At 73.6% G+C, this 19,874-nt stretch carries 19 protein-coding genes; 7 read left to right on the top strand and 12 right to left on the bottom strand.

Features of this window, described 5'->3' with window-relative positions:
* The first annotated feature begins 105 nt into the window (after positions 1-105).
* Positions 106-2,754 (top strand): ATP-binding protein, encoded by a 2,649-nt coding sequence (locus HD597_RS35770; protein WP_253747917.1) that lies wholly within the window; start codon positions 106-108, stop codon positions 2,752-2,754.
* Here HD597_RS35770 and HD597_RS35775 read toward each other — a convergent pair.
* A complete protein-coding gene (locus tag HD597_RS35775) occupies positions 2,746-3,651 on the bottom strand; it encodes an SDR family NAD(P)-dependent oxidoreductase (RefSeq protein ID WP_253747919.1) in 906 nt (301 codons plus the stop codon). The genes HD597_RS35770 and HD597_RS35775 overlap by 9 nt on opposite strands.
* Positions 3,652-3,702: 51 nt before the next feature.
* Here HD597_RS35775 and HD597_RS35780 point away from each other — a divergent pair, with 51 nt between their 5' ends.
* Positions 3,703-4,275 (top strand): TetR family transcriptional regulator, encoded by a 573-nt coding sequence (locus HD597_RS35780; protein WP_253747921.1) that lies wholly within the window; start codon positions 3,703-3,705, stop codon positions 4,273-4,275.
* Between the two features lie 128 nt (positions 4,276-4,403).
* Positions 4,404-5,519, top strand: coding sequence for an acyltransferase family protein (locus HD597_RS35785; RefSeq protein ID WP_253747923.1), 1,116 nt, complete (start codon positions 4,404-4,406; stop codon positions 5,517-5,519).
* Here the strand turns inward: HD597_RS35785 and HD597_RS35790 are convergent.
* From HD597_RS35790 to HD597_RS35825, 8 genes are all read right to left on the bottom strand, one after another.
* Positions 5,516-6,175 (bottom strand): TetR/AcrR family transcriptional regulator, encoded by a 660-nt coding sequence (locus tag HD597_RS35790; protein ID WP_253747925.1) that lies wholly within the window; start codon positions 6,173-6,175, stop codon positions 5,516-5,518. The genes HD597_RS35785 and HD597_RS35790 overlap by 4 nt on opposite strands.
* Before the next feature lie 149 nt (positions 6,176-6,324).
* Entirely contained in the window at positions 6,325-7,419 is a 1,095-nt protein-coding gene (gene pcaDC, locus HD597_RS35795; RefSeq protein WP_253747927.1) for a bifunctional 3-oxoadipate enol-lactonase/4-carboxymuconolactone decarboxylase PcaDC, read from the bottom strand.
* A gap of 17 nt (positions 7,420-7,436) precedes the next feature.
* The gene (gene pcaB, locus HD597_RS35800) at positions 7,437-8,810 is read right to left on the bottom strand and encodes a 3-carboxy-cis,cis-muconate cycloisomerase (protein ID WP_253747929.1); all 1,374 of its coding nucleotides are present in this window, start codon (positions 8,808-8,810) and stop codon (positions 7,437-7,439) included.
* The gene (pcaG, locus tag HD597_RS35805) at positions 8,797-9,321 is read right to left on the bottom strand and encodes a protocatechuate 3,4-dioxygenase subunit alpha (protein ID WP_253747931.1); all 525 of its coding nucleotides are present in this window, start codon (positions 9,319-9,321) and stop codon (positions 8,797-8,799) included. Before pcaG ends, pcaB begins: the two co-directional genes overlap by 14 nt.
* Positions 9,318-10,058 carry a protocatechuate 3,4-dioxygenase subunit beta gene (gene pcaH / locus HD597_RS35810; protein ID WP_253747933.1) on the bottom strand — a complete coding sequence of 247 codons (741 nt, stop codon included), beginning with the start codon at positions 10,056-10,058 and terminating at the stop codon, positions 9,318-9,320. Before pcaH ends, pcaG begins: the two co-directional genes overlap by 4 nt.
* 4 nt (positions 10,059-10,062) lie before the next feature.
* Positions 10,063-11,211, bottom strand: a complete 1,149-nt coding sequence (locus tag HD597_RS35815; RefSeq protein ID WP_253747936.1) for a thiolase family protein — start codon at positions 11,209-11,211, stop codon at positions 10,063-10,065.
* Complete coding sequence (locus HD597_RS35820; RefSeq protein WP_253747938.1) at positions 11,208-11,837, bottom strand: CoA transferase subunit B; 630 nt, start codon at positions 11,835-11,837, stop codon at positions 11,208-11,210. Before HD597_RS35820 ends, HD597_RS35815 begins: the two co-directional genes overlap by 4 nt.
* On the bottom strand, positions 11,834-12,613 hold the full coding sequence (locus HD597_RS35825) for a CoA transferase subunit A (protein ID WP_253747940.1): 780 nt from the start codon (positions 12,611-12,613) through the stop codon (positions 11,834-11,836). Before HD597_RS35825 ends, HD597_RS35820 begins: the two co-directional genes overlap by 4 nt.
* A gap of 171 nt (positions 12,614-12,784) precedes the next feature.
* Here HD597_RS35825 and HD597_RS66120 point away from each other — a divergent pair, with 171 nt between their 5' ends.
* Both HD597_RS66120 and HD597_RS35840 read left to right on the top strand, forming a co-directional pair.
* Positions 12,785-14,293, top strand: coding sequence for an IclR family transcriptional regulator domain-containing protein (locus HD597_RS66120; protein ID WP_308210759.1), 1,509 nt, complete (start codon positions 12,785-12,787; stop codon positions 14,291-14,293).
* A gap of 20 nt (positions 14,294-14,313) precedes the next feature.
* Positions 14,314-15,288 carry an NAD(P)-dependent alcohol dehydrogenase gene (locus HD597_RS35840; protein WP_253747942.1) on the top strand — a complete coding sequence of 325 codons (975 nt, stop codon included), beginning with the start codon at positions 14,314-14,316 and terminating at the stop codon, positions 15,286-15,288.
* On the opposite strand, the gene HD597_RS35845 is transcribed toward HD597_RS35840, so the two are convergent.
* The 3 genes from HD597_RS35845 to HD597_RS35855 all read right to left on the bottom strand — a co-directional run bounded on the left by HD597_RS35845 (position 15,269) and on the right by HD597_RS35855 (position 18,575).
* Positions 15,269-16,087: a nickel/cobalt transporter gene (locus HD597_RS35845; RefSeq protein WP_253747944.1), complete on the bottom strand. Its 819-nt coding sequence runs from the start codon at positions 16,085-16,087 to the stop codon at positions 15,269-15,271. The two genes, HD597_RS35840 and HD597_RS35845, sit on opposite strands and share 20 nt — an antisense overlap.
* A complete protein-coding gene (locus HD597_RS35850; RefSeq protein ID WP_253747946.1) occupies positions 16,084-16,740 on the bottom strand; it encodes a hypothetical protein in 657 nt (218 codons plus the stop codon). The genes HD597_RS35845 and HD597_RS35850 overlap by 4 nt, the downstream gene beginning before the upstream one ends.
* A 164-nt stretch (positions 16,741-16,904) precedes the next feature.
* Positions 16,905-18,575, bottom strand: coding sequence for a purple acid phosphatase family protein (locus HD597_RS35855; RefSeq protein ID WP_253747948.1), 1,671 nt, complete (start codon positions 18,573-18,575; stop codon positions 16,905-16,907).
* A 223-nt stretch (positions 18,576-18,798) separates the two neighbouring features.
* On the opposite strand from HD597_RS35855, the gene HD597_RS35860 reads away from it, so the two are divergent.
* The gene (locus HD597_RS35860) at positions 18,799-19,260 is read left to right on the top strand and encodes a hypothetical protein (RefSeq protein WP_253747950.1); all 462 of its coding nucleotides are present in this window, start codon (positions 18,799-18,801) and stop codon (positions 19,258-19,260) included.
* A 95-nt stretch (positions 19,261-19,355) separates the two neighbouring features.
* Positions 19,356-19,874, top strand: a complete 519-nt coding sequence (locus HD597_RS35865) for a (2Fe-2S)-binding protein (protein ID WP_253747952.1) — start codon at positions 19,356-19,358, stop codon at positions 19,872-19,874.

Raw genomic sequence — 19,874 nt, forward strand, 5'->3', positions numbered from 1 at the left:
GGCGACATTCCACCCCGGCACCCTGTGCGGCCACATCCGTGCTCGGTACGGAATCCCGGTACGGAGGGCCCTGGGCATCCGGCCGGAGCGCGGCATACTCCGGTTATGGGTTCGGACGCCGTCCCCGGGCTGCGGGGTGCGGGCGTGACGGCGCGCGAGTCAGAGGTGCTGTGGCTCGTGGGCGACCGCCTGCAGAATCAGGAGATCGCCGCCAGGCTGCGGGTGTCGGAGCGGACCGTGGAGAGTCACGTGTCGTCGCTGCTGCGCAAGCTCGGCGGGAGCAACCGGCTGGCCCTGGTCGAGGCGGCGGCCCGGCTCCGCGCGGCCAGGGAGCCGCTGGACGGGCTGCCCAGGCCGCTGTCGTCGTTCGTGGGCAGGGACGGGGAGGCCGGCGACGTGCTGGGGCTGCTGGAGGCGTACCGGATGGTGACGCTGACCGGGCCGCCCGGCACCGGCAAGACGCGCCTGGCCCTGCACCTGGCGCACGCGGCGAGCGGGCTGCCGCCCGCCGTCCTGATCGACCTGGCGCCCGTGACCTCCGCGCGGAACGGCACGGGCGCCGCGGTGGAGCGGGCCTTCGCGGACGCGCTGGGGGTCGTCGGGCAGGAGCACCAGCTCCGGACGCTGATCCGCCAGACGCTCGCCGAGGGCGGGCACTGGCTCGTCGTGGACAACTGCGAGCACGTGACCACCGCCGCGGCGTCGCTGCTCGCCGACCTGCTGGCCACCACCTCCCACCTGCGCGTGCTGGCCACCAGCCACGGCGCCCTGCACCTCGACGGGGAGGCGGTGTACGAGATCCCGCCGCTGCCGCTGCCGGACGAGCTCGGCGGGCCCGCCGAGATCCTGCGGTCGGGCGCCGGGCGGCTCTTCGCCGACCGCGCCGCCGCGGCGTCGCCCGGGTTCGAGGTCACGGCGGGCAACGCCCGGCAGGTCGCGACGCTCTGCCGCCGCCTGGACGGGCTCCCGCTGGCGATCGAGCTGGCCGCGGCCCGGGTGCGGTTCTTCACGCCGGGCGAGCTGCTGGCCAGGCTGGACGACCGGTTCGCGCTGCTGACCGACGGGGCGCGCGGCGCGCCGGGCCGGCACCGCACCCTGGAGGAGGCCCTCGCCTGGAGCTACGAGCTGCTGAGCGAGGAGGAGCGGCTGCTGCTGGAGCGCTGCTCGGTGTTCCCCGGCGGGTTCGACTACGACACGGCCGCGCGGGTCGTGGCGTACCCGCCGCTGGAGCCGGGCGGCCTGGTGCGGATCTTCTCGCGGCTGCTGGACCGGTCGCTGATCTCGTCGCTGCGGCGGGCGGACAGCACCGAGTACCGCCTGCTGGAGAGCGTGCGGCAGTTCGCGCAGCGGCGGCTGGCCGCGCGCGGCGAGGCGGGGACGGCCAGGGAGCAGCACGCCCGCCACCACCTGGGGCACGCCGTGGCCTCCGTGCCCGACCTGCGCGGCCGGGACCAGGGGGGCGCGCTGCACTGGCTGCACCGGCGCTCGGCTGATCTGACGGCCGCCCTGCGCTGGGCCCTCGACCGCGACGACACCACTGCCGCCTGGGAGTTCATCGCGGGCATCGGGACGGCGTGGGAGGTCGTGGGGTGCAGCGGCGAGCTGTTCGACTGGCTCGGCAGGCTGCTGCGCCGCCCGCCGCCCGACGGCCCGCTGGGCTTCCGTGTCGCGATCACCTGCGCCGTCGTGTTCTGCTACCAGGACACGGAACGCGCGCACGAGTTCGCCGAGCGGGCCCACCGGATGGCGGCCGGCGGCTCCGCGCACGACCGTGCGCTGGCCCGGCTCGCCCTCGGCTGGACCATGCGGTACGGCGAGCGCCGCGCCATCGCGGTCGAGCACGTGCTGCGGGCGGCGGAGGCGTTCGAGCGGCTGGGCGACGACTGGCATCGGGCCCTGGCGATGTCGGCCTGCAGCCACGCCTCCGACGGCGCGACCATGCTGTCCAGGCTCACGCAGGCGGCCGACCTGTTCGGCCGGCTCGACGACCACGTCAAGCGGGCCAACTGCCTCAACCAGCTCGCGATCAGGGCGATCGAGGAGCGGATCCGCCTGGACGACGTGCCGGGCTGGCTGGCGGAGGCGGCGCGGCTGGCCAGGGCCTGCGGCAACGAGCACGAGCGGCTGCACGCCGAGGTCTACCGTGCCACCTTCGACCAGCACCTGGGCGAGCACCCGGTCGCGGGGGCCCGCTTCGGCGCCCTGCTGCCCGAGTTCCGGCGGATCGGCGACCTGCGCTGCGCGGCCCGCTGCCTGCTCGGCCTGGGCCGCGCGGCGTCCTTCGCCGGCGAGCACGACGCGGCCCGCCGTCACCTCGCCGACGGCGTGCGGGTCGCCGCCGGGCTGGGCGACACCCGCATCACCGCGTCGGGGCTGCGCCTGCTGGCCGGCGCCGACCACGCGGTCGGCCACTTCGAACGCGCCGCCGCCCTGCTCGGCGCGGCCGAACGGCTCGCGCCCACGGGCCGGCGGGACCCCGATCCGGGCGCCGAGGCACCCGGCGGCCCGCGCGACCGCACTCCGCCCGCGATCACCGAGGACGCGCACGACCTCGGCCCGGCCGCGATCACCGGGGACACGCGCGACCGCACTCCGCCCGCGATCAGTGAGGACTCGCTGGACCTCGGCCCGGCCGCCGGGACGGTCACGGCGCTGCGTGACCTGCTCGGGAGGGAAGGCTTCGACTCCGCCTTCGCCGACGGCTACCGCAAGGCGCCGGCCCGCCTGGCGGAGCTCCTGCCGGCGTCAGGCTGAGGACGACTCTCCCGCGGCCTCCAGGACGGGCGCGCTCAGCCTGACGCACAGCTCCCAGACCGCCTGCTGGTTGCCGGGGTCGAGCGCCGAGGCGGGCAGCGGCTTCCTGCGGCACCTGTCGTCGACGTACGCGCCGCTCACGCCTTCCAGCTCGGCGTTCGTGGCCGCGTACACGCTGGACCGGGCGGACCTGGTGAGATCGGCCAGGAACAGCGGCGCGACGACCTTCAGCACCAGCGGCGCGATCGGCCGGTAGAGGATCGGGAACGCCCTGATCGGCGTGGACCGGTTCATCGGCGTGTAGCCGTGCCCCGGGTAGACCACGTTCGCCGTCACGCCGGAGCCGCGCAGCCGCCCGGCCAGCCGGTGGGTCATCGCCATCGTCATGGTCTTGGTGTGGTTGTAGTGGCTGAACGTCCACCCGCGGTAGCGGCGTTCGCCCTGGAGGTCGTCGCGGTCGATGGGGCCGCCGGGGATGCCGCCGGTGAGGTTGACCACGCGGGCGGCGGGGGCGCGTCGCAGCAGCGGCAGGAGGAGGTGGGTGAGCGTGAACGGGGCCAGCACGTGCGCGGCGAACATCCTCTCCACGCCGTCGGCGGTCAGCTCGCGGTCGGGCGGGTTCACGCCGACGTTGTTGACCAGCACGTCGAGCCGGTCGTGGCGCTCGGCGACCGCCTCGGCCAGGCGGCGCAGCCCGTCGAGCCGGGTGACGTCGGCGCGGACGGCGTGCACGCGGTCGTGCCCGGCGCTGCTCCTGATCTCCTGCGCGGCCCGCGGGCCTCGTGCCGGGTCGAGCCCGGCGAGGATCACCGAGGCTCCGCGCCCGGCCAGCCCGCGGGCGGTCTCCATGCCGATCCCGCCGGTGCCGCCGGTGATGAGCGCCACACTGCCATTCATGTCATTCGGTGTCATAAACAGCACTATATGCCTGGCGATACACTCGGGCGCATGGCTGGGTTGAGAGAGCGGGCGCGGCGGGCCGTACAGGCCGAGCTGGCCACGGTGGCGCTGGAGCTGTTCACGGAGCGGGGCTTCGACGAGGTCACGGTCGACGACATCGCCCGCGCCGCGGGAGTGTCCAAGCGCAGCTTCTTCCGCTACTTCCCGGCGAAGGAGGACGCCGTGTTCGGCGGCGTCCAGGTGATGGGCGACGACATCGCCGAGCAGCTCGCCGCCCGCCCGGCGGACGAGCGGCCGTGGGACTCGCTGCACGCGGTGCTGCGGGAGTGGGTGGCGCGCATCGACGCCGAGAGCCGGGCCACCCTGCGGCTGATCGAGCGCACGCCCTCGCTGCGGGCCCGCTTCCAGCACAAGCGCGAGGAGGCGCGCTCGCGCATCGCCGAGGCCCTGGCGGCCCGCACCGGCCTGGATCCCTTCACCGCCGACCTGCTGACCGCCGCCGCGGGCGCCGCCGTCGACTGCGCCTCCCGCGAGTGGCTCCGGACGGGCTCGGACGGCGACCGCATGCTGCTCGTCGACACGGCCTTCACCCGCCTGCGCCCGTCCTGCGCCGACGCCTGACCACGCCACTGCCAACGGACGCGCCGCCGAGCAGGCGGGCGGGGGTAGGCGGGCGGGGGTAGGCGGGCGCCGTTCGCATCATGCCGGGCCGGATCGGCTGATATCCCTCATGGCCTAGACTGCGGCAGATGTTCCCGGCCCCCGCCCGGCTGGCCTGGCTGGACGCCCTCCGGGGACCGGCAGCGCTGGCCGTCACCATGCACCACGCCGGCTGGACGTTCATCCCGGGCGTCTGGGCCGAGGTGGATCGCCGCATCGATCTCGGCTCGTGGGGCGTGTTCGTGTTCTTCCTGGTCAGTGGCTACATCATCCCGGCCTCCCTGGAACGGCGCGGCGACCTGAGGGCCTTCTGGACCGGCCGCGCCTTCCGCCTCCTCCCGCTGCTCCTGGCCGCCTGCTGCCTGGCGCTGCTCCTCGCCACGGCAGGCGTGCTGCCCTTACCGCAGGGGCTCGGCGAACGCCCGTGGCCGGTGGTCGCGCTCGGGAACGTGACGATGCTCCAGGAGCTGCTCAACCTCCCCGCGGTGATCAGCGTGACCTGGACGTTGTCGTACGAGATGGCGTTCTACCTGCTGAGCGTGGCCCTGTTCGCGGTGCGGCAGGCGCACAGGTCGGCGGGGATCGCCCTCACCCTGGCGCTCGCGGCCGTGCCAGTGGGCCTGCTGCTGCCCAGGGCGAGCATCGGCGGCCGGGCGGACCTGGTCGCCGTGCTGCTCGGGCTGGCGGTGGTGGCGGCGATCGCGGTGACCGTGCTGGCGCCGGAGAGGGCCCGTACGGTGGCGGCGATCGCGGGCGGGCTGCTCGGCCTGGCGCTGGTGGTGCTGGGCAGCCGGGGCGGCACCTGGCAGGGAGTGATCATCCTGGCCACGATGTTCGCCGGGACGGCGGTGTACAGGGCCGAGCAGGGGACGATCTCGTGGCGGGCCGCCTGGATCACGCTGGCGGTGGTGGCGGGCTGCGGGATCCCGGCCAAGGGCGATCCCGCCTGGGCGCCGGCGATCGTGCTGGCGTTCGCGGTGTTCGGGCTGGCGTACGCGCTGCGCGGCCGGTCCTTCCCCCGCCGGCTGCAGTGGCTCGGGCTGGTCAGCTTCTCCGTCTACCTGCTGCACCCGGTCCTGCTGCACGTGCTGCCGGACCTGCTCTCGTTCTTCCTCGCCCTGATCCCGCTCAGCGCCCTGACCTACCGCCTGGTCGAGCTGCCGGGCCAGCGGCTGGGCAGGCGCCTGACCGGCAGGGCGGGCTAGGCGCGGGGCGCGCCCCGGCCGCACAGATAGCCGACGATCATCTCCCCGACCATGCGGCGCTGGCGGTCGCGGTGCTCGGCCGCGGTCATGTCGCGCCCGAACAGCGCCCCGAACGTGTGCTGGTTCGCCACCCGGAAGAAGCAGAACGCGCTGATCATCATGTGCACGTCGATGGCGTCGGCCTCGGTGACGAAATCGCCCGACTCCTGCCCGGCGTCGAGGATGCGGGAGATCAGGTCGAGCACCGGCGTGCCGAGGTTGCCCAGCACCTCGGACTTGCGGATGTGCTCGGCCTGGTGGATGTTCTCGATCGCGACGAGCTGGATGAACTCCCGGTGCGCGTCGTGGTGGTCGAAGGTCAGCTCGGCCAGCGTGCGGATCGCCTCGACGGGCGCGAGGTGCTCGACGTCGACTGTCCGCTCCACCTCGCGCACCTCGGCGTACGCCTTCTCCAGCACGGCGATGTAGAGCCGCTCCTTGCTGCCGAAGTAGTAGTAGATCATGCGCTTGGTCGTGCGCATGCGGGCCGCGATCTCGTCCACGCGCGCCCCCGCGTAGCCGTAGCGGGCGAACTCGCGCTGGGCGACCTCGAGGATCTCCGCCTTGGTACGGTCGGCGTCCCGCTGGCGTTCGGTGGTGGCGGGGGGCGAGGTCATTGGCTCATCATAGGCTGGCCCGCAGCCTGCACGGCGACGGCGCTCAGAAGGTCACCCGCGGCAGCCGGCGCCCCCGGTGGTGCGCCCGGTGGTGCGCCCGGACGCCGCCGGCCCGGTCCTGCCGCCGATCAGCAGGTGGCGGGTGAGGGTCAGGCGTCATTCTCCTCGGCGAGCACGCGCTGGGCGACGGCGAACGCGGCGTTGGCCGCGGGGACTCCGCAGTACACGGCGCTCTGGAGCAGGACCTCGCCGATCTCGTCCGGGGTCAGCCCGTTGCGGAGGGCGGCGCGTACGTGCATGGCCAGCTCGTCGAGGTGCCCGTGGGCGACGAGCGCGGTGAGCGTGATGCAGCTGCGGGTGCGGCGGTCGAGGCCGGGGCGGGTCCAGATCTCGCCCCAGGCGTAGCGCGTGATGAAGTCCTGGAAGTCCCTGGTGAAGGGCGTGGTACGGGCCACGGCGCGGTCCACGTGGGCGTCGCCGAGCACCTCGCGCCGCACCTGCATGCCGGGCAGGGCGGGCAGGTGGGCCAGCAGCGCCTGCGTGACGCGCTCCGGCTGGTCGGCGAGGGCCAGGTGCGCGGCGCCGGGCAGCTCGACGAGGGTGGCGCCGGGGATGCCGTCGGCCAGCTCCCTGGCGTGGGCCGGCGGGGTCGCCGGGTCCTCGCGGCCGGCCACGACCAGGGTGGGGACGGTGATCTTCGCGAGGTCGGCGCGCAGATCGTACGCCGCCAGGGCGTCGCAGCAGGCGGCGTACCCGGCCGGGTCGGCGGCGGCCAGGTCGTCCAGCAGCGCCTGGACGGGGGCCTGCGCGAACCAGCGGCCGGCGGTGGCCTCCAGCAGCGGCGCGGTGCCCTGCCTGCGGACCAGCTCCGCCCGCTCGTGCCACGCCTCGGGGTCGCCGAACCTGGCGCTGGAGCAGATCATGGCCAGGGAGCGCAGGCGTCCGGGGTGGCGGGTGGCCAGCGTGGCGCCGATCGCGCCGCCGATCGAGACGCCCGCGTAGTGGAAGGTGTCCATGCCCTCGGCGCTGGCCACGTCCAGGACCAGGGCGGCCAGGTCGTCCAGGGTGGCCGCCGGGAGAGTGGGCGAGTCGCCGTGGCCGGGCAGGTCGAACCTGAGCACCCTGAACGTGCGGGCCAGGGCGGTGATCTGGGGGTCCCACAGGCGGGTGGAGGTGCCGAGTGAGGGGGCGAGGACGAGCGGCTGCCCCTGCTCGGGGCCGTCCAGCCGGTAGTGCAGCAGCATCAGTGCGGTGCCTTGTCTCAGTGATGGTCTTGGGCGCGGTCCGCGTCCTGGTGACAGTCCGCGTCCTGGTGGTGGTCCGCGTCCTGGTGGTGGTCCGCGTTCTCATGGTGGTCGAGGGCGCGGTCCACGAGGGCGGGGGCGGGGCCGGGGTCGCCGGGGACGGACAGGTTGGCGCGCATGCGGTCCGGGTGCACGCGCAGGTCCGCGACCAGCTCGGCGGCGTCGCGGGCGGCGCCCGCCACCAGGCGCAGGGCCTCGCGCAACGGCTGCCATTCCGCGTGCCAGGCGCCGGACGGGCGCTCGTCCTCGGCGGCGAGCGAGCCGTACAGGAGGGCCGCGAGCGGCGGCACCTGGCGGGCGGCGATGGCGATCATCGTGGCTCGGACCGGGTTGTGCTTGTGCGGCATGGACGACGACCCGCCGCCGACGCCCTCGGACAGCTCCCCGATCTCGGTACGTGACAGCACCAGCACGTCGGCCGCCATCTTGCCCAGCGCCCCGGCGGTGAAGGCCAGCGCCCCGGCCAGGTCGGCGACGGGCACGCGCAGGACGTGCCAGGGCAGCACCGGCTCGGCCAGCCCAAGCTCGGCGGCGAACCTCCCGGGCAGGCGCATCGCCACCGCGACCGCCTCCCCCGCCGCACGGGCTGCGGGGGCTTCCCTCTCTGCGCCGCGAGGTGGGGCCGGTTGGAAGGCGGCCAGGGTGCCGGCCGCGCCGCCGAGCTGGGCCGGGAGGGCGGCGCGGGCCGCGGCGAGGCGGGTGCGGGCGACGGCGGCCAGCTCCAGCCAGCCCGCCGCCTTGAGCCCGAACGTCGTGGGAACGGCCTGCTGCGTGAGCGTCCTGGCGGCCATCGGGGTGTCGCGGTGCCCGGCCGCCAGCGCGGCGAGCCCGCCGATCACCCGGCCGAGGTCGTCGAGGACCGGGCCCAGCGTGCGCCGGGCGACGAGCATGAGGGCGGTGTCGACGATGTCCTGGCTGGTCGCGCCGCGGTGAACGTGCTCGCCGTGGGGCCCGGCCGCCTCCCGCAGGTCGCGTACCAGCGGGATGACCGGGTTCCCGCCGGAGCGGGCTCGCGCCACGAGGTCCGGCAGGTCGAACGCGTCCGCGCGGGCGGCGGCCGACACCGCCTGCGCCGCCTCGGCCGGGACGAGGCCGAGGGCCGCCTGGGCGCGGGTCAGGGCGGCCTCGGCGTCCAGCATGGCCTGCAGCACGGCGACGTCGCCGGTGGCCTCGGCGGCGCCCCGCATGGGGGACAACAGCCCCAGATCGGCCTCCGGGGACGGCGGCCCGCCGGCGGGCGCCGTGCCCGTGTCCGGCGGGCGGAAGGCGCTCGCCGGCCCAGCGGCGTCCGCCGTGCTGTCGGACTGCGGCTCGGGATCAGCCGAAGTCAAGGAAGACCGTCTCCTTCTCGCCCTGCAGATGGATGTCGAACCGATGAACCCCGTCGCGCTCCTCGACCGCCACCAGCGTCTGCCTCCGCTCCGCCGGGAGCGAGTCGAGGAAGGCGTCCTGCCCGAGGTAGATGCGGGTGTACAGGTGGTGCAGCAGCCCGCGGGCGAAGACGCACACGCTGATGTACCCGTTCCCCGGCACGACCGTGCGCAAAGCCCAGTGCCCGTCGAGGTCGGTGGCCACGCGCCCGAAGCCGGTGAAACGCACGCCGTCGCGCCCGAGGACGGCCCCGTTCGTGGGGTCGCGGCGCATGGTGCCGGGCGCCCCCGCCAGGGAGCCGTTCTCGTCGGCCTGCCAGAATTCGAGGAGCGCGTCCGGCACGGCGTCACCGGCGCCGTCGTAGACGTACCCGTGCACGGCGATCCCGCCGGAGGCCAGGTCACCGCCCCCGGGGAACGGCAGCGCGTACCCGTAGAACGGGCCGACGGTCTGCGAAGGGGTGGGGTTCAACGGCCTTCCTCCATCCAGGTCGCGGTGGGCCCGTCGAGCACGATGTCCCACCGGTAGCCGAGCGAGAACTCCGGCTCTGACAGATCGTGCACGTAGTCGGCGACCAGCCGCTGCCTGGCGCGCTCGTCGGTGACCGACTGCATGATCGGGTCGTACGGGAACAGCGGGTCGCCGGGGAAGTACATCTGGGTGACCAGCCGCTGCGTGAAGGACGTGCCGAAGAGCGAGAAGTGGATGTGCGCCGGGCGCCAGGCGTTGACGTGGTTGCGCCACGGGTACGGGCCGGGCTTGATCGTGGTGAAGAGGTAGTTGCCGTCGTCGTCGGTCAGGCAGCGGCCCACGCCGGAGAAGTTGGGGTCGAGCGGCGCGGGGTGGTCGTCACGCTGGTGCAGGTAGCGTCCGGAGGAGTTGGCCTGCCAGACCTCGACGAGCTGCCCGCGCACGGGGCGGCCCTGGCGGTCGAGCACCCGCCCGCGCACCGTGATCCGCTCGCCCAGCGGCTCCCCCAGGTGCTGCTTGGTGAGGTCGTTGTCGAACGGCGTCACGTCGCTGACCCCGAACACCGGCCCCGCCAGCTCGGCCGCCTCCGGATCCTTGATCGCGACCAGCGGCTGCACGGGGTGGCGGAGCAGGGTGCTGCGGTAGGGGGCGTAATCGCGGGCGGGATGGTCGCCCTGCTCGCCGGCGCGGGCCGCGATCTCCTGATCGATGTCGGCCTGCTTGAGGGGTTCGGACATCACGCTACCTTTCGAGTACGACGGCCAGCCCTTGGCCGACGCCGATGCAGAGACAGGCGAGACCGGTGCCGGAGCCGGCGGCGGCCAGCCGGTGTGCCACCGTGCCGGTGACGCGGGCGCCGGAGGCTCCGAGCGGGTGGCCGATGGCGATGGCGCCGCCGTCGGGGTTGACGATCGCGGGGTCGAGGCCGGGCAGCTCGGCCAGGCAGCCCAGCACCTGGGCGGCGAACGCCTCGTTCAGCTCGGCGGTGTCGAGGTCCTCGAACCGCTTGCCCGCCTTGGCCAGCGCCTTGCCCGCCGCCTCGACGGGGCCGAGCCCGAAGTAGCGGGGCTCCAGCGCGCTGACGCCGCTCGCCACGATCCTGGCCAGGGGCTCGCGCCCGCGAAGGCCGGCCTCGTCGGTCAGCAGCAGGGCCGAGGCCCCGTCGTTCAGCGGGGAGGAGTTGCCCGCGGTGACGGTGCCGCCGTCCTGGCGGAAGGCGGGCTTGAGCTTGGCCAGCGCCTCCAGGGAGGTGTCGTGGCGGATGCCCTCGTCCCGGGTCACGCCGGCGATCGGCACGATCTCGCGCTCGAACGACGCCTTGGCCGCCTTCTGATGGCTGGCCAGCGCGAACGCGTCCTGCTCCGCCCGCGTGATGCGGTGCTTGTCGGCGATGAGCTCGGCCCCCTCGCCGAGCGCGACGGTGTGCTCGGCGGGCATCCGCGGGTTGACCAGCCGCCAGCCGAGCGTGGTGGAGACGAGCTCCTGCCCGCCGGCCGGGAACGCCCGCTCCGGCTTGGGCAGCACCCACGGGGCGCGGGTCATCGACTCGACGCCGCCCGCGATCACGGTGGAGGCGTCACCGACCGCGATCGCGCGGTAGGCGTGGATGACGGCCTCCATGCCGGAGCCGCACAGGCGGTTGACCGTCACGCCGGGCGTCGTGACGGGCAGGCCGGCCAGGATCGCGGCCATGCGGGCGACGTTGCGGTTCTCCTCGCCCGCGCCGTTGGCGTTGCCGAGCACGACCTCGTCGGCGGTCTCCAGGCCGTTGCGCTCGGCCAGCGCCCTGACGACGTGCGCGGCCAGGTCGTCGGGGCGGATCTTGGCCAGGGCTCCGCCGTAGCGGCCGAACGGGGTGCGTACGGCGTCGACGATGTAGACGTCCCTCATGCGGTCACCTCCGCGCCGGTGCGCTCGCGCACCTCGTCCAGGCCGACTCCGGGCGCGCACTCGACCAGCGCGAACCCCCGCTCGGTGGTGTCGAAGACGCCGAGGTCGGTGATGACCCGGTGGACGCACTCCTTGCCCGTCAGCGGCAGCGAGCACTCCGCGACCAGCTTCGGTGAGCCGTCCTTGGCGTTGTGATCGGTGATCACGATGACCTTGCGGGCGCCGTGCACCAGGTCCATGGCGCCGCCCATGCCCTTGACCAGCTTGCCGGGCACCATCCAGTTGGCCAGGTCGCCGCGGGCGGAGACCTGCATCGCGCCGAGCACGGCCACGTCGATGTGGCCGCCGCGGATCATGCCGAACGACAGCGAGGAGTCGAAGAACGACGCGCCCGGCAGGACGGTGACCGTCTCCTTGCCGGCGTTGATCAGGTCGGGGTCGACGTCCTCGGCCTTCGGGTACGGGCCGACGCCGAGGACGCCGTTCTCCGAGTGCAGGACCACGTCCACGCCCTGCGGCAGGAAGGAGGGGATGCGGGTGGGCAGGCCGATGCCCAGGTTGACGTAGTCGCCGTCGCGCAGCTCGGCCGCCGCCCGCGCGACCATCTCGTCACGGGTCCAGCTCATTCGGTGATCGTCCCTTGTGCCGGAGGCGCAGAAATCGTACGCCGTTCGATGCCCTTGTCCGTGGCCTGCTCCGGGGTGAGAACGAGCACGCGCTGGACGAAGACGCCCGGCAGGTGCACCTCGTCCGGGTCGAGCTCGGTCAGCTCCTCGACCTCGGCGATCGTGACACGCCCGGCCATGGCGGCCAGCGGGTTGAAGTTCCTGCTGGACTTGTTGAAGACCAGGTTGCCGAAGCGGTCGCCCTTGGCCGCGCGGACCAGCGCGAAGTCCGTGCGGATGCCGTGTTCGAGCACGTACTCGCGGCCGTCGAACTCCCGCACCTCCTTGGGCGGCGAGGCGACCGCGATCGAGCCGTCGGGGTTGTGGCGCAGCGGCAGGCCGCCGTCGGCGATGGGCGTGCCGACCCCGGCGGGCGTGTAGAACGCGGGGATGCCGCTGCCGCCGGCGCGCAGCCGCTCGGCCAGGCTGCCCTGCGGCGTCAGCTCGACCTCCAGCTCGCCGGCCAGGTACTGGCGGGCGAACTCCTTGTTGTCGCCGATGTAGGAGGCGGTGACGTGGGCGATGCGCCCGGCCGCCAGCAGGATGCCCAGGCCGCCGCCGTCCACGCCGCAGTTGTTGGACACCACGCCGAGGCCGGTCGCGCCGGTGTCGTAGAGGGCCTTGATCAGCACGTTGGGGATGCCGCTGAGGCCGAAGCCGCCGACGGCGAACGACGCGCCGTCGCGCACGCCCGCCAGCGCCTCCTCGGCCGTGGCGACCACCTTGTCCTTGCGCACGACGCTCCGTTCCTCGGACGTGTTCGCTCTGCGAACTTTAGTTCACTATTATGTGGTCTCAGTATGTGTATCGAGGAGCGGGCTGTCAAAGGTCCCGCTGGTGGTGTCAGGTGACACGTCGGGACGGGGCGCGGCACCGCGCACCTGCCTCGCCGCCTGGAGGAGGAGCCGATGGAAGCGGCCGGAACCCTGGAGCGCGGGCTGGCGGTCCTGCGCGCGCTGGCCGCCGATCCCCGGCGGCCCGTACGGGCGACGGACCTGGTGCGCGCCACCGGCCTGGCCAGGTCCACCGTCGACCGCGTGCTGGGGACGCTCGCGCACCTCGGTTACGTACGCGCGGAGGGCCGCGACGTGTCGCCCGCGCCGCGCCTGATGGAGCTGGGCGAGGCGTACCTGGCGGGCGCCGGGCTGCGTGACGCGCTCGCGCCCCTGGCGGGGCGGCTGGCCGACGAGCTGGACGAGTCCGTGTCGCTGGCCGTGCGGGACGGCGACGGCGTGCGCTTCATCGTGCAGTGCACCCGCCGGCGCACCATGTCGGTCACCTTCCGGGTCGGCGACCTGCTGCCCGCCGATCGGTGCGCGGCCGGCCTGGCGCTGCTCGAACCGGAGGCGGGGTGGGCCGAGGACGATCAGCTCATCGAGCCGGGGCTGATCGCGGTGGCGATGCCCGTGCGTGACGACCAGGGGCGGGCCGTCTGCGCGGTCAGCGTGGTCAGCCACACGAGCAGGCACACCGTGGCCGAGCTGCGTGACCACTGCCTGGTCGCGCTGCGCAAGACGGTGGCCGAGATGGAGGCGACGCCGGCCGGCGCGCGGCCCGTGGCGGCGGAGCCGGGCGCGGCGCGGCCCGTGCCGGTCGCGGCGGAGCCGGGCGCGGCCCGCGCGGTCGATCACTCGCGCAGCGCCAAGCAGGAGCTGGGGATGGGCTTCCTGCAGTCGCTGGCGCGCGGGCTGGCCGTCATGGTCGCGCTCGGCACGGCACGCGGCGGCCTGACCCTCGCCGACTGCGCCAAGGTCACCGGGCTGCCCAGGGCGACGGTGCGGCGGGCGGCGCAGACGCTGGAGCGCCTCGGCTACGCGGGCGCCGACGGGCCGCGGTTCGTGCTGCTGCCCCGGGTGCTGGAGCTCGGCCACGCGCGGCTGTCCGGGCTGACGTTCGGTGAGGTCGTCCAGCCGCACCTGGCCGACCTGGTGGCCCGCGTGCGGGAGTCGGCGTCGGTGGCCGTGCTGTCGGGCGACGACGTGGTGTACGTGGCCAGGGTGCAGACGGTCAGCCTGATGAGCATCAACATCACGGTGGGCACCCGGTTCCCCGCGTACGCGACCTCCATGGGCCGGGTGCTGCTGGCCGAGCTGCCCGAGGAGCGGCTGGCCACGATCGTGCCGCGCCGCCTGTCGTCCAGGACCGTCACCTCGGCGGCCGAGCTGCGGGCCGCGCTGCGGCAGGCCGCCACCGACGGGTACGCCCTGGTCGACCAGGAGCTGGAGGAGGGCGTGCGGTCCATCGCGGTGCCGGTCCGCGACCGGTCGGGGCGCACGGTGGCGGCGGTGAACGTGGCCACGCACGCCGGCCGCGCCTCCAACGCCGCGCTCCTGAACGACGTCCTGCCGGCGCTCAGGGAGACGGCCGCGCGCATGGAAGCCGATCTCGTCCACGTGCACGCCGCTGTGGACGGGTGATCAGCGGTTAGAATCCGGGCATGAAGGCCGCAGTGCGCGCCAGATATGGCCCGCCGGAAGTGGTGAGCGTTTCAGAGGCCGAAAGGCCGGTCGTCAAGGACGGCGACGTCCTGGTCAGGGTGCGGGCGACGACCGTCAACCGTACGGACTGCGCGATGCGGGCCGCCAAGCCCTTTCTCTGGCGGTTCTTCACCGGGCTCGTCAGGCCGCACGTCCCCGTTCTCGGCACGGAATTCGCGGGGGACGTCGAGGAGGTGGGCGGCGGCGTCACCGCGTTCCAGCCGGGCGACGCGGTGTTCGGTTACAACGACCCCCGATTCGGCGCCCACGCGGAATACCTGGTGATCCCGCAGAGCGGCACGCTGGCGCTGCTCCCGCAGGGCCTGTCGCACGAGGAGGCCGCTCCCGGCACGGAGGGCGCGCACTACGCCCTGTCGCTGATCAGGTCGGCGAAGGTCCGCGCCGGGCACGACGTGCTCGTCTACGGCGCCACCGGGGCCATCGGCTCGGCGGCGGTGCAACTGCTGAAACACGCCGGCGCGAAGGTCACCGCGGTCTGCGGCACGAAACATCTCGACCTGGTCAGACGGCTGGGGGCGGACAAGGTCGTCGACTACACGGCCACGGATTTCACCGCGGACGAGCAGAGATATGACGTCGTCATCGACGCGGTGGGCAAGAGCACGTTCGGGCGGTGCCGGCGGCTGCTGAAGCCGCGCGGCAGCTATATCGCCTCCGACGTGGGGCCGTTATGGCAGAACCTGCCCCTGACGTTCATCACGCCGTTGTTCGGCGGCAGGCGGGTCCGGTTCCCCTATCCCCGGCATGACGCGGCAATGGCGCAGGAACTCAAGGCGCTGATGGAGTCCGGCGCGTTCCGGCCCGTCATCGACCGGCACTACTCGCTGGACGAGATCGTGGCCGCCTACCGTTATGTCGAGACGGGGCAGAAGACGGGCAACGTGGTGATCACGGTCATGACGCCAGGGTCGTGACGGCGGTCGCCAGGTAGAGGCAGCCGCCGATCGCCACACCGACGCCCGCCAGCGCAGGCGTCCAGGCCGCCACCGTCCGCAGCAGGCGCACGCGCGGCGCACGGCTGCTCAGCACCGCCGCCCCGCGCACGGTCACGACCCCTACGGCGGTCAGCGTGACGGCCATCCCGGCCCCGAACGCCAGCACCAGCACGACCGCGTCCAGCGACCGCCCGGTGAGCAGGCCGCTGACCAGCACGATGAACGCCGACGGCGAGGGCACCAGCCCGCCGGACAGCGCGAGCGCGGTGAGCCCGCGCGCCGACCACGGATCATCCGGCTCCCCGTGACCGTGCCCGTGGCCATGCCCATGCCCGTGCCCATGCCCGTGCCCATGCCCATGCCCGTGCCCATGACCGTGCCCATGACCGTGACCGTGCGAGTGCGTCCTGCGGTCGCGAAGGTGGCGGTAGGTCAGGTGCGCCCCGACGCCGATCACCACCATCCCCGCCACCACCTGCAGCCAGGCCGTGACGGACTCCGTGCCGACGGCCGCCGCGCTGCTCAGGCCGACCCACGCCAGCGCGAGCGCCAGCACCGACACCGTGTGCATCAGCGCCACGACCACCCCCAGCCGCAGCGCGTCGCGATAGCGCCCGTGCGTGCCGATCAGGTACGCGGCCGTCACGCTCTTGCCGTGCCCGGGCGCGACGGCGTGCAGCGCGCCCACGCCGAGCGCCACGACCAGCGCGAGCCAGAACGCGCCCGCCCCGTCGAACAACCCGATCAGGTAGTTCTCGGGCCCGGTGATGCCGCTCATGCGCGCACGTCCGAGTACCGCCGACGGCGCAGGAGGAGGGCGGCCAGCACGCCGAGCACGGCCACCAGCGCGACGGCGGGCGCCACGAGCGACGTGCCGCCGGTCGCCGACGGGTCGAAGCGCAGCCTGCGGGTGTCGGCCTCCGCCGTGAGCAGCGCCTTGGCGGGCTCGGCCGGCGTCTCGGCGGTGAGCATGGTGCGGTACGCCTCGTGCAGGTCCGCCAGCGCGCCGACGCGCACGTCCACGTCCACCACCCGTTCCGGGCACTCGAAGCTGAACCGGGCGCCCTCGGCGAGCAGCCGCTCCAGCGGGGCGAGCTCGGCGGCGCAGGGCCGGCCCGCCTGGGTCACGCCGACGTGGGCCAGCAGGTAGTCGCGGACGGCGGTGGAGCGGGCCAGCTTCTGCTCACCGGTCAGGGAGGTGTCGGCGGCTGTGGTGGGGGCCTCGAACGCGCCGACCGAGCGGCCGAGCGCCACCCAGTCGTCCTCGGCCGGCAGCCAGGCCAGGGTCACGCGGTTGCCGTCGGCGCCGACCTTGGCCGTGGACGGCGGCCCGAACGGATGCGCCACGGCCGCGTGCGCGGGCACCAGGGCGGCGCACGCGGCGGTGATGAGCAGCACGCACAGGCGGCGCGCTGAGAGCGGGAAGGTCAAGGGGAAGCTCCTGTGCGCAATGGCCTGGGCGGAGCCGCGCCGCCGCACGGCGGGGCCGGCCGCGAACGCGGCATGGGACACCGCACAGCGGGACCGGCCGTGGACGCGGCACGGGACACCGCCCCGCCGCGTCAGGCGCCGGTCGCGGCTCCACCCAGGATGGATCACTTGGTCACGGTGACGGCGGGGCTGGTGATCTTCTGGTTCTGGCTGTCCAGGTAGACCTCGTAGACGCCGCCCTTCTTCACCAGCGCGGGCACGCGGACGCTCTCCTCGACGCGTCCCAGCTCATCGGCCTTCTCGTAGCCGATCAGCGTGCCGTTGCGGCCGCGGCGCGCCGCGTCGCCGTCCTTCTCGCGCCACCAGACGGCGACCTTCTCCCCCGGGTCGTACCCGTAGGCCGAGACCTTCAGGGTCTCCAGCCGCCGGACCGAGGTCTTGTCGACGGTGACCTGCTCGCCGACCGTGTTCTCGGGAGTGCGCAGGTCGTTGACGGTGCGCTCGCCCTTGTCGTTCTTGCGGATCACGAACCCGTCGTGGTGCTCGCCGTTGGCGTAGCGGGCCTCGAACGTGACGGCGTCGCCGGTGACGTCGACGAGCTGGTAGAGCTGCGTGTTCTGGCTGGTGCTGCGCACCTCGGCGCCGTTGCCGGTCCAGTTCTCGCCGCCGTTGAGCGCGTACATCTTGCCGCCCGAGACCGACACGACGTACGCGACGCCGTTGTGCACCGTCGCGGACTTGCGGGCCGAGACCGGGTTGCCGCGCCCATACGAGTGGTCGTGGCCCTGAAGCACCAGGTCCACGCCGTACTTCTCGAAGAGCGGCGCCCACTGGGCGCGGACGTTCGGGTTGTTGCGGGTGCCCGTGGTCGAGTAGACGGGGTGGTGGAAGGTCACCACGGTCCACTTGTTCGGGTTGTCCTTGAGCAGGTTCTCCAGCCACGCGGTCTGCGCGGCCATGAGGGTGGCGTTGCTCTGGTGGTTGGTGTCCAGGCCGATGAAGCGGACGCCCTGGTAGTCGAGCGTGTAGACGGTCTGCTTCAGCTCGGCGTTACCGGGGCCGTTGTCCGGATACGGGAACTGGGGCCGCCAGAACGTCGACAGGCCGCCGCTGTACTCGTGGTTGCCCGGGATCGAGATGTTGTTGACCTGGCCGTCGATGAAGCCGCCGGCCTTGAACCACTGGCCCCACTGCTCCTCGCTGTTGGCGGAGTCGATGAGGTCGCCGGCGTTGACGATCGCCTTGGCCTGCGGCCGGTCCGCGAACGCCTGGCGGAACACGCGCGGCACGGCCGAGTCGAGATAGTTCTGCGCGTCACCGTAGTAGATGAACGAGAACGGCTCGAAGCCCTCGGCGGCGGTGGTGAAGTCGGTCCACGCGCTCCAGTTCGTGCCGTCGCCGACCCGGTAGGTGTAGCGGGTGCCGGGCTTGAGGCCGGTGAACTCGGCGGTGTGGTACGTGGAGGCGTAGCCGAGCGTGGTGTTGACCGGGGTGCTGGCCAGCGCCTGGACGGTGGCGACGGCGCCCGCGGCGGGCTGCACCTGGCCGAGCGCCCGCGGCGCCTCCAGGATCTGGGCCTGCGCGGTGTCGGCCGTGGCCTCGGCGCGCCACGACACGCGCTGGCTGGTGGCGGGCGTGGTCGTCGGGATGAGGATGACGCGGTCGGGGATCGGGGTGGGCTTGTGCACCTCGGCAGCCGGATAGACGGGCGGCGCCGCCGCACCGACGGCCGCCGGGCCGAACGCTAACGCGCCGACCAGCAGCACGCCGGCGCCGGTCGCGGCGAGCTTCGTCTGCCGGGAGCCGAAGGCCCGCGGCTTCTTGGGCTGATTCACTTCTGGTTCACTCCATCGAGAAGCGGTATTCGCCCATCCGCGAGTGCGAGATGGGCGCCAGCGCATTCACCCAGGCATCGCTGACGCTCATCTGTCCCGGGACTGTCCGCCGGATGAATTCAGGATCGGAAATGTGGTCGTCATCGGGCGTTGGCCCGCCGTTCTCCGGCCGCCGCCTACGATCGGCCGCGGATGATCGTGCGTGTGAGCGGGAGGTGAACGGATGGCGGCGACCCGCCGCTGGGGGCTGCTGCCCGCCGTGGCCGCGCTGGGCACGCTGTTCGTGGTGCCGCCCGCGCAGCCGGTGACCAAGACGGACGCCTTCATCACGGCGGAGACGACCGGGATCCTGCTGATCGAGGGCGGCGAGTGCTTCAGCGATCCGACGTACTCGCCGGGAGCGGGCGAGCGGATCGTGCTCTACACGCCGTGCGCCGACGGGGCGGACAACCAGTCGTACGGCTTCACCCACGCCTCCGACGGCCCGTACGACCGGGCGGCGCTGTCGGCGTTCGCCTGGAAGAGCTGCGGCGAGCGCTACGCCGGGCTGTGGGGGCGGGAGCGGGCCGGCCTGCCCTACTATCCGATCATGCCGACGGCCGAGACGTGGGCGGACGGCGACCGCGACATCATGTGCGCCGTCTACCGCCGCGCCGGGCGGCTCACGGGGTCGGCGCTGCCCTAGGTGTCCTGCCCTATGAGGCCGATGGGGTCATTCTTGACCGGGCCTTACCCGGCCATATGGGGATAAAAGCGGCATTCGGCACTAGCGTGGCGCGTATGACCTCGGAGGTAGCGACCGAGCTGACGGTCAACGGCCAGGACGTGCGCCTGGACCTCGACCCACGGGAGTCGCTGCTCGACGTCCTGCGCGAGCGGCTGGGCCTGACCGGGTCGAAGAAGGGCTGCGATCACGGCCAGTGCGGCGCGTGCACGGTCCACGTGGACGGGCGCCGCGTCGTGTCGTGCCTGCTCCCCGCCGTGCAGGCGAACCACAGGTCGGTACGCACGATCGAGGGCGTGGCGGGCCCCGGCGGCGGCCTGCACCCGCTCCAGCAGGCGTTCGTCGATCACGACGCGCTGCAGTGCGGCTACTGCACGCCCGGGCAGGTGATGTCCGGGCTGGCCTGCATCGCCGAGGGCAACGCCGGTGACGACGACGAGATCCGCGAGCACATGAGCGGGAACCTGTGCCGGTGCGGGGCGTACACGGGCATCCTGGCGGCGATCCGCGCAGCGGCCGGGCGTCCTGAAGAGGCGGCGCGGGAGAGCGGCGCCACCGGGCGGCGGGAGGGCTGA

This window comes from Nonomuraea thailandensis (assembly GCF_024172165.1).
Taxonomy (GTDB): Bacteria; Actinomycetota; Actinomycetes; order Streptosporangiales; family Streptosporangiaceae; genus Nonomuraea; species Nonomuraea thailandensis.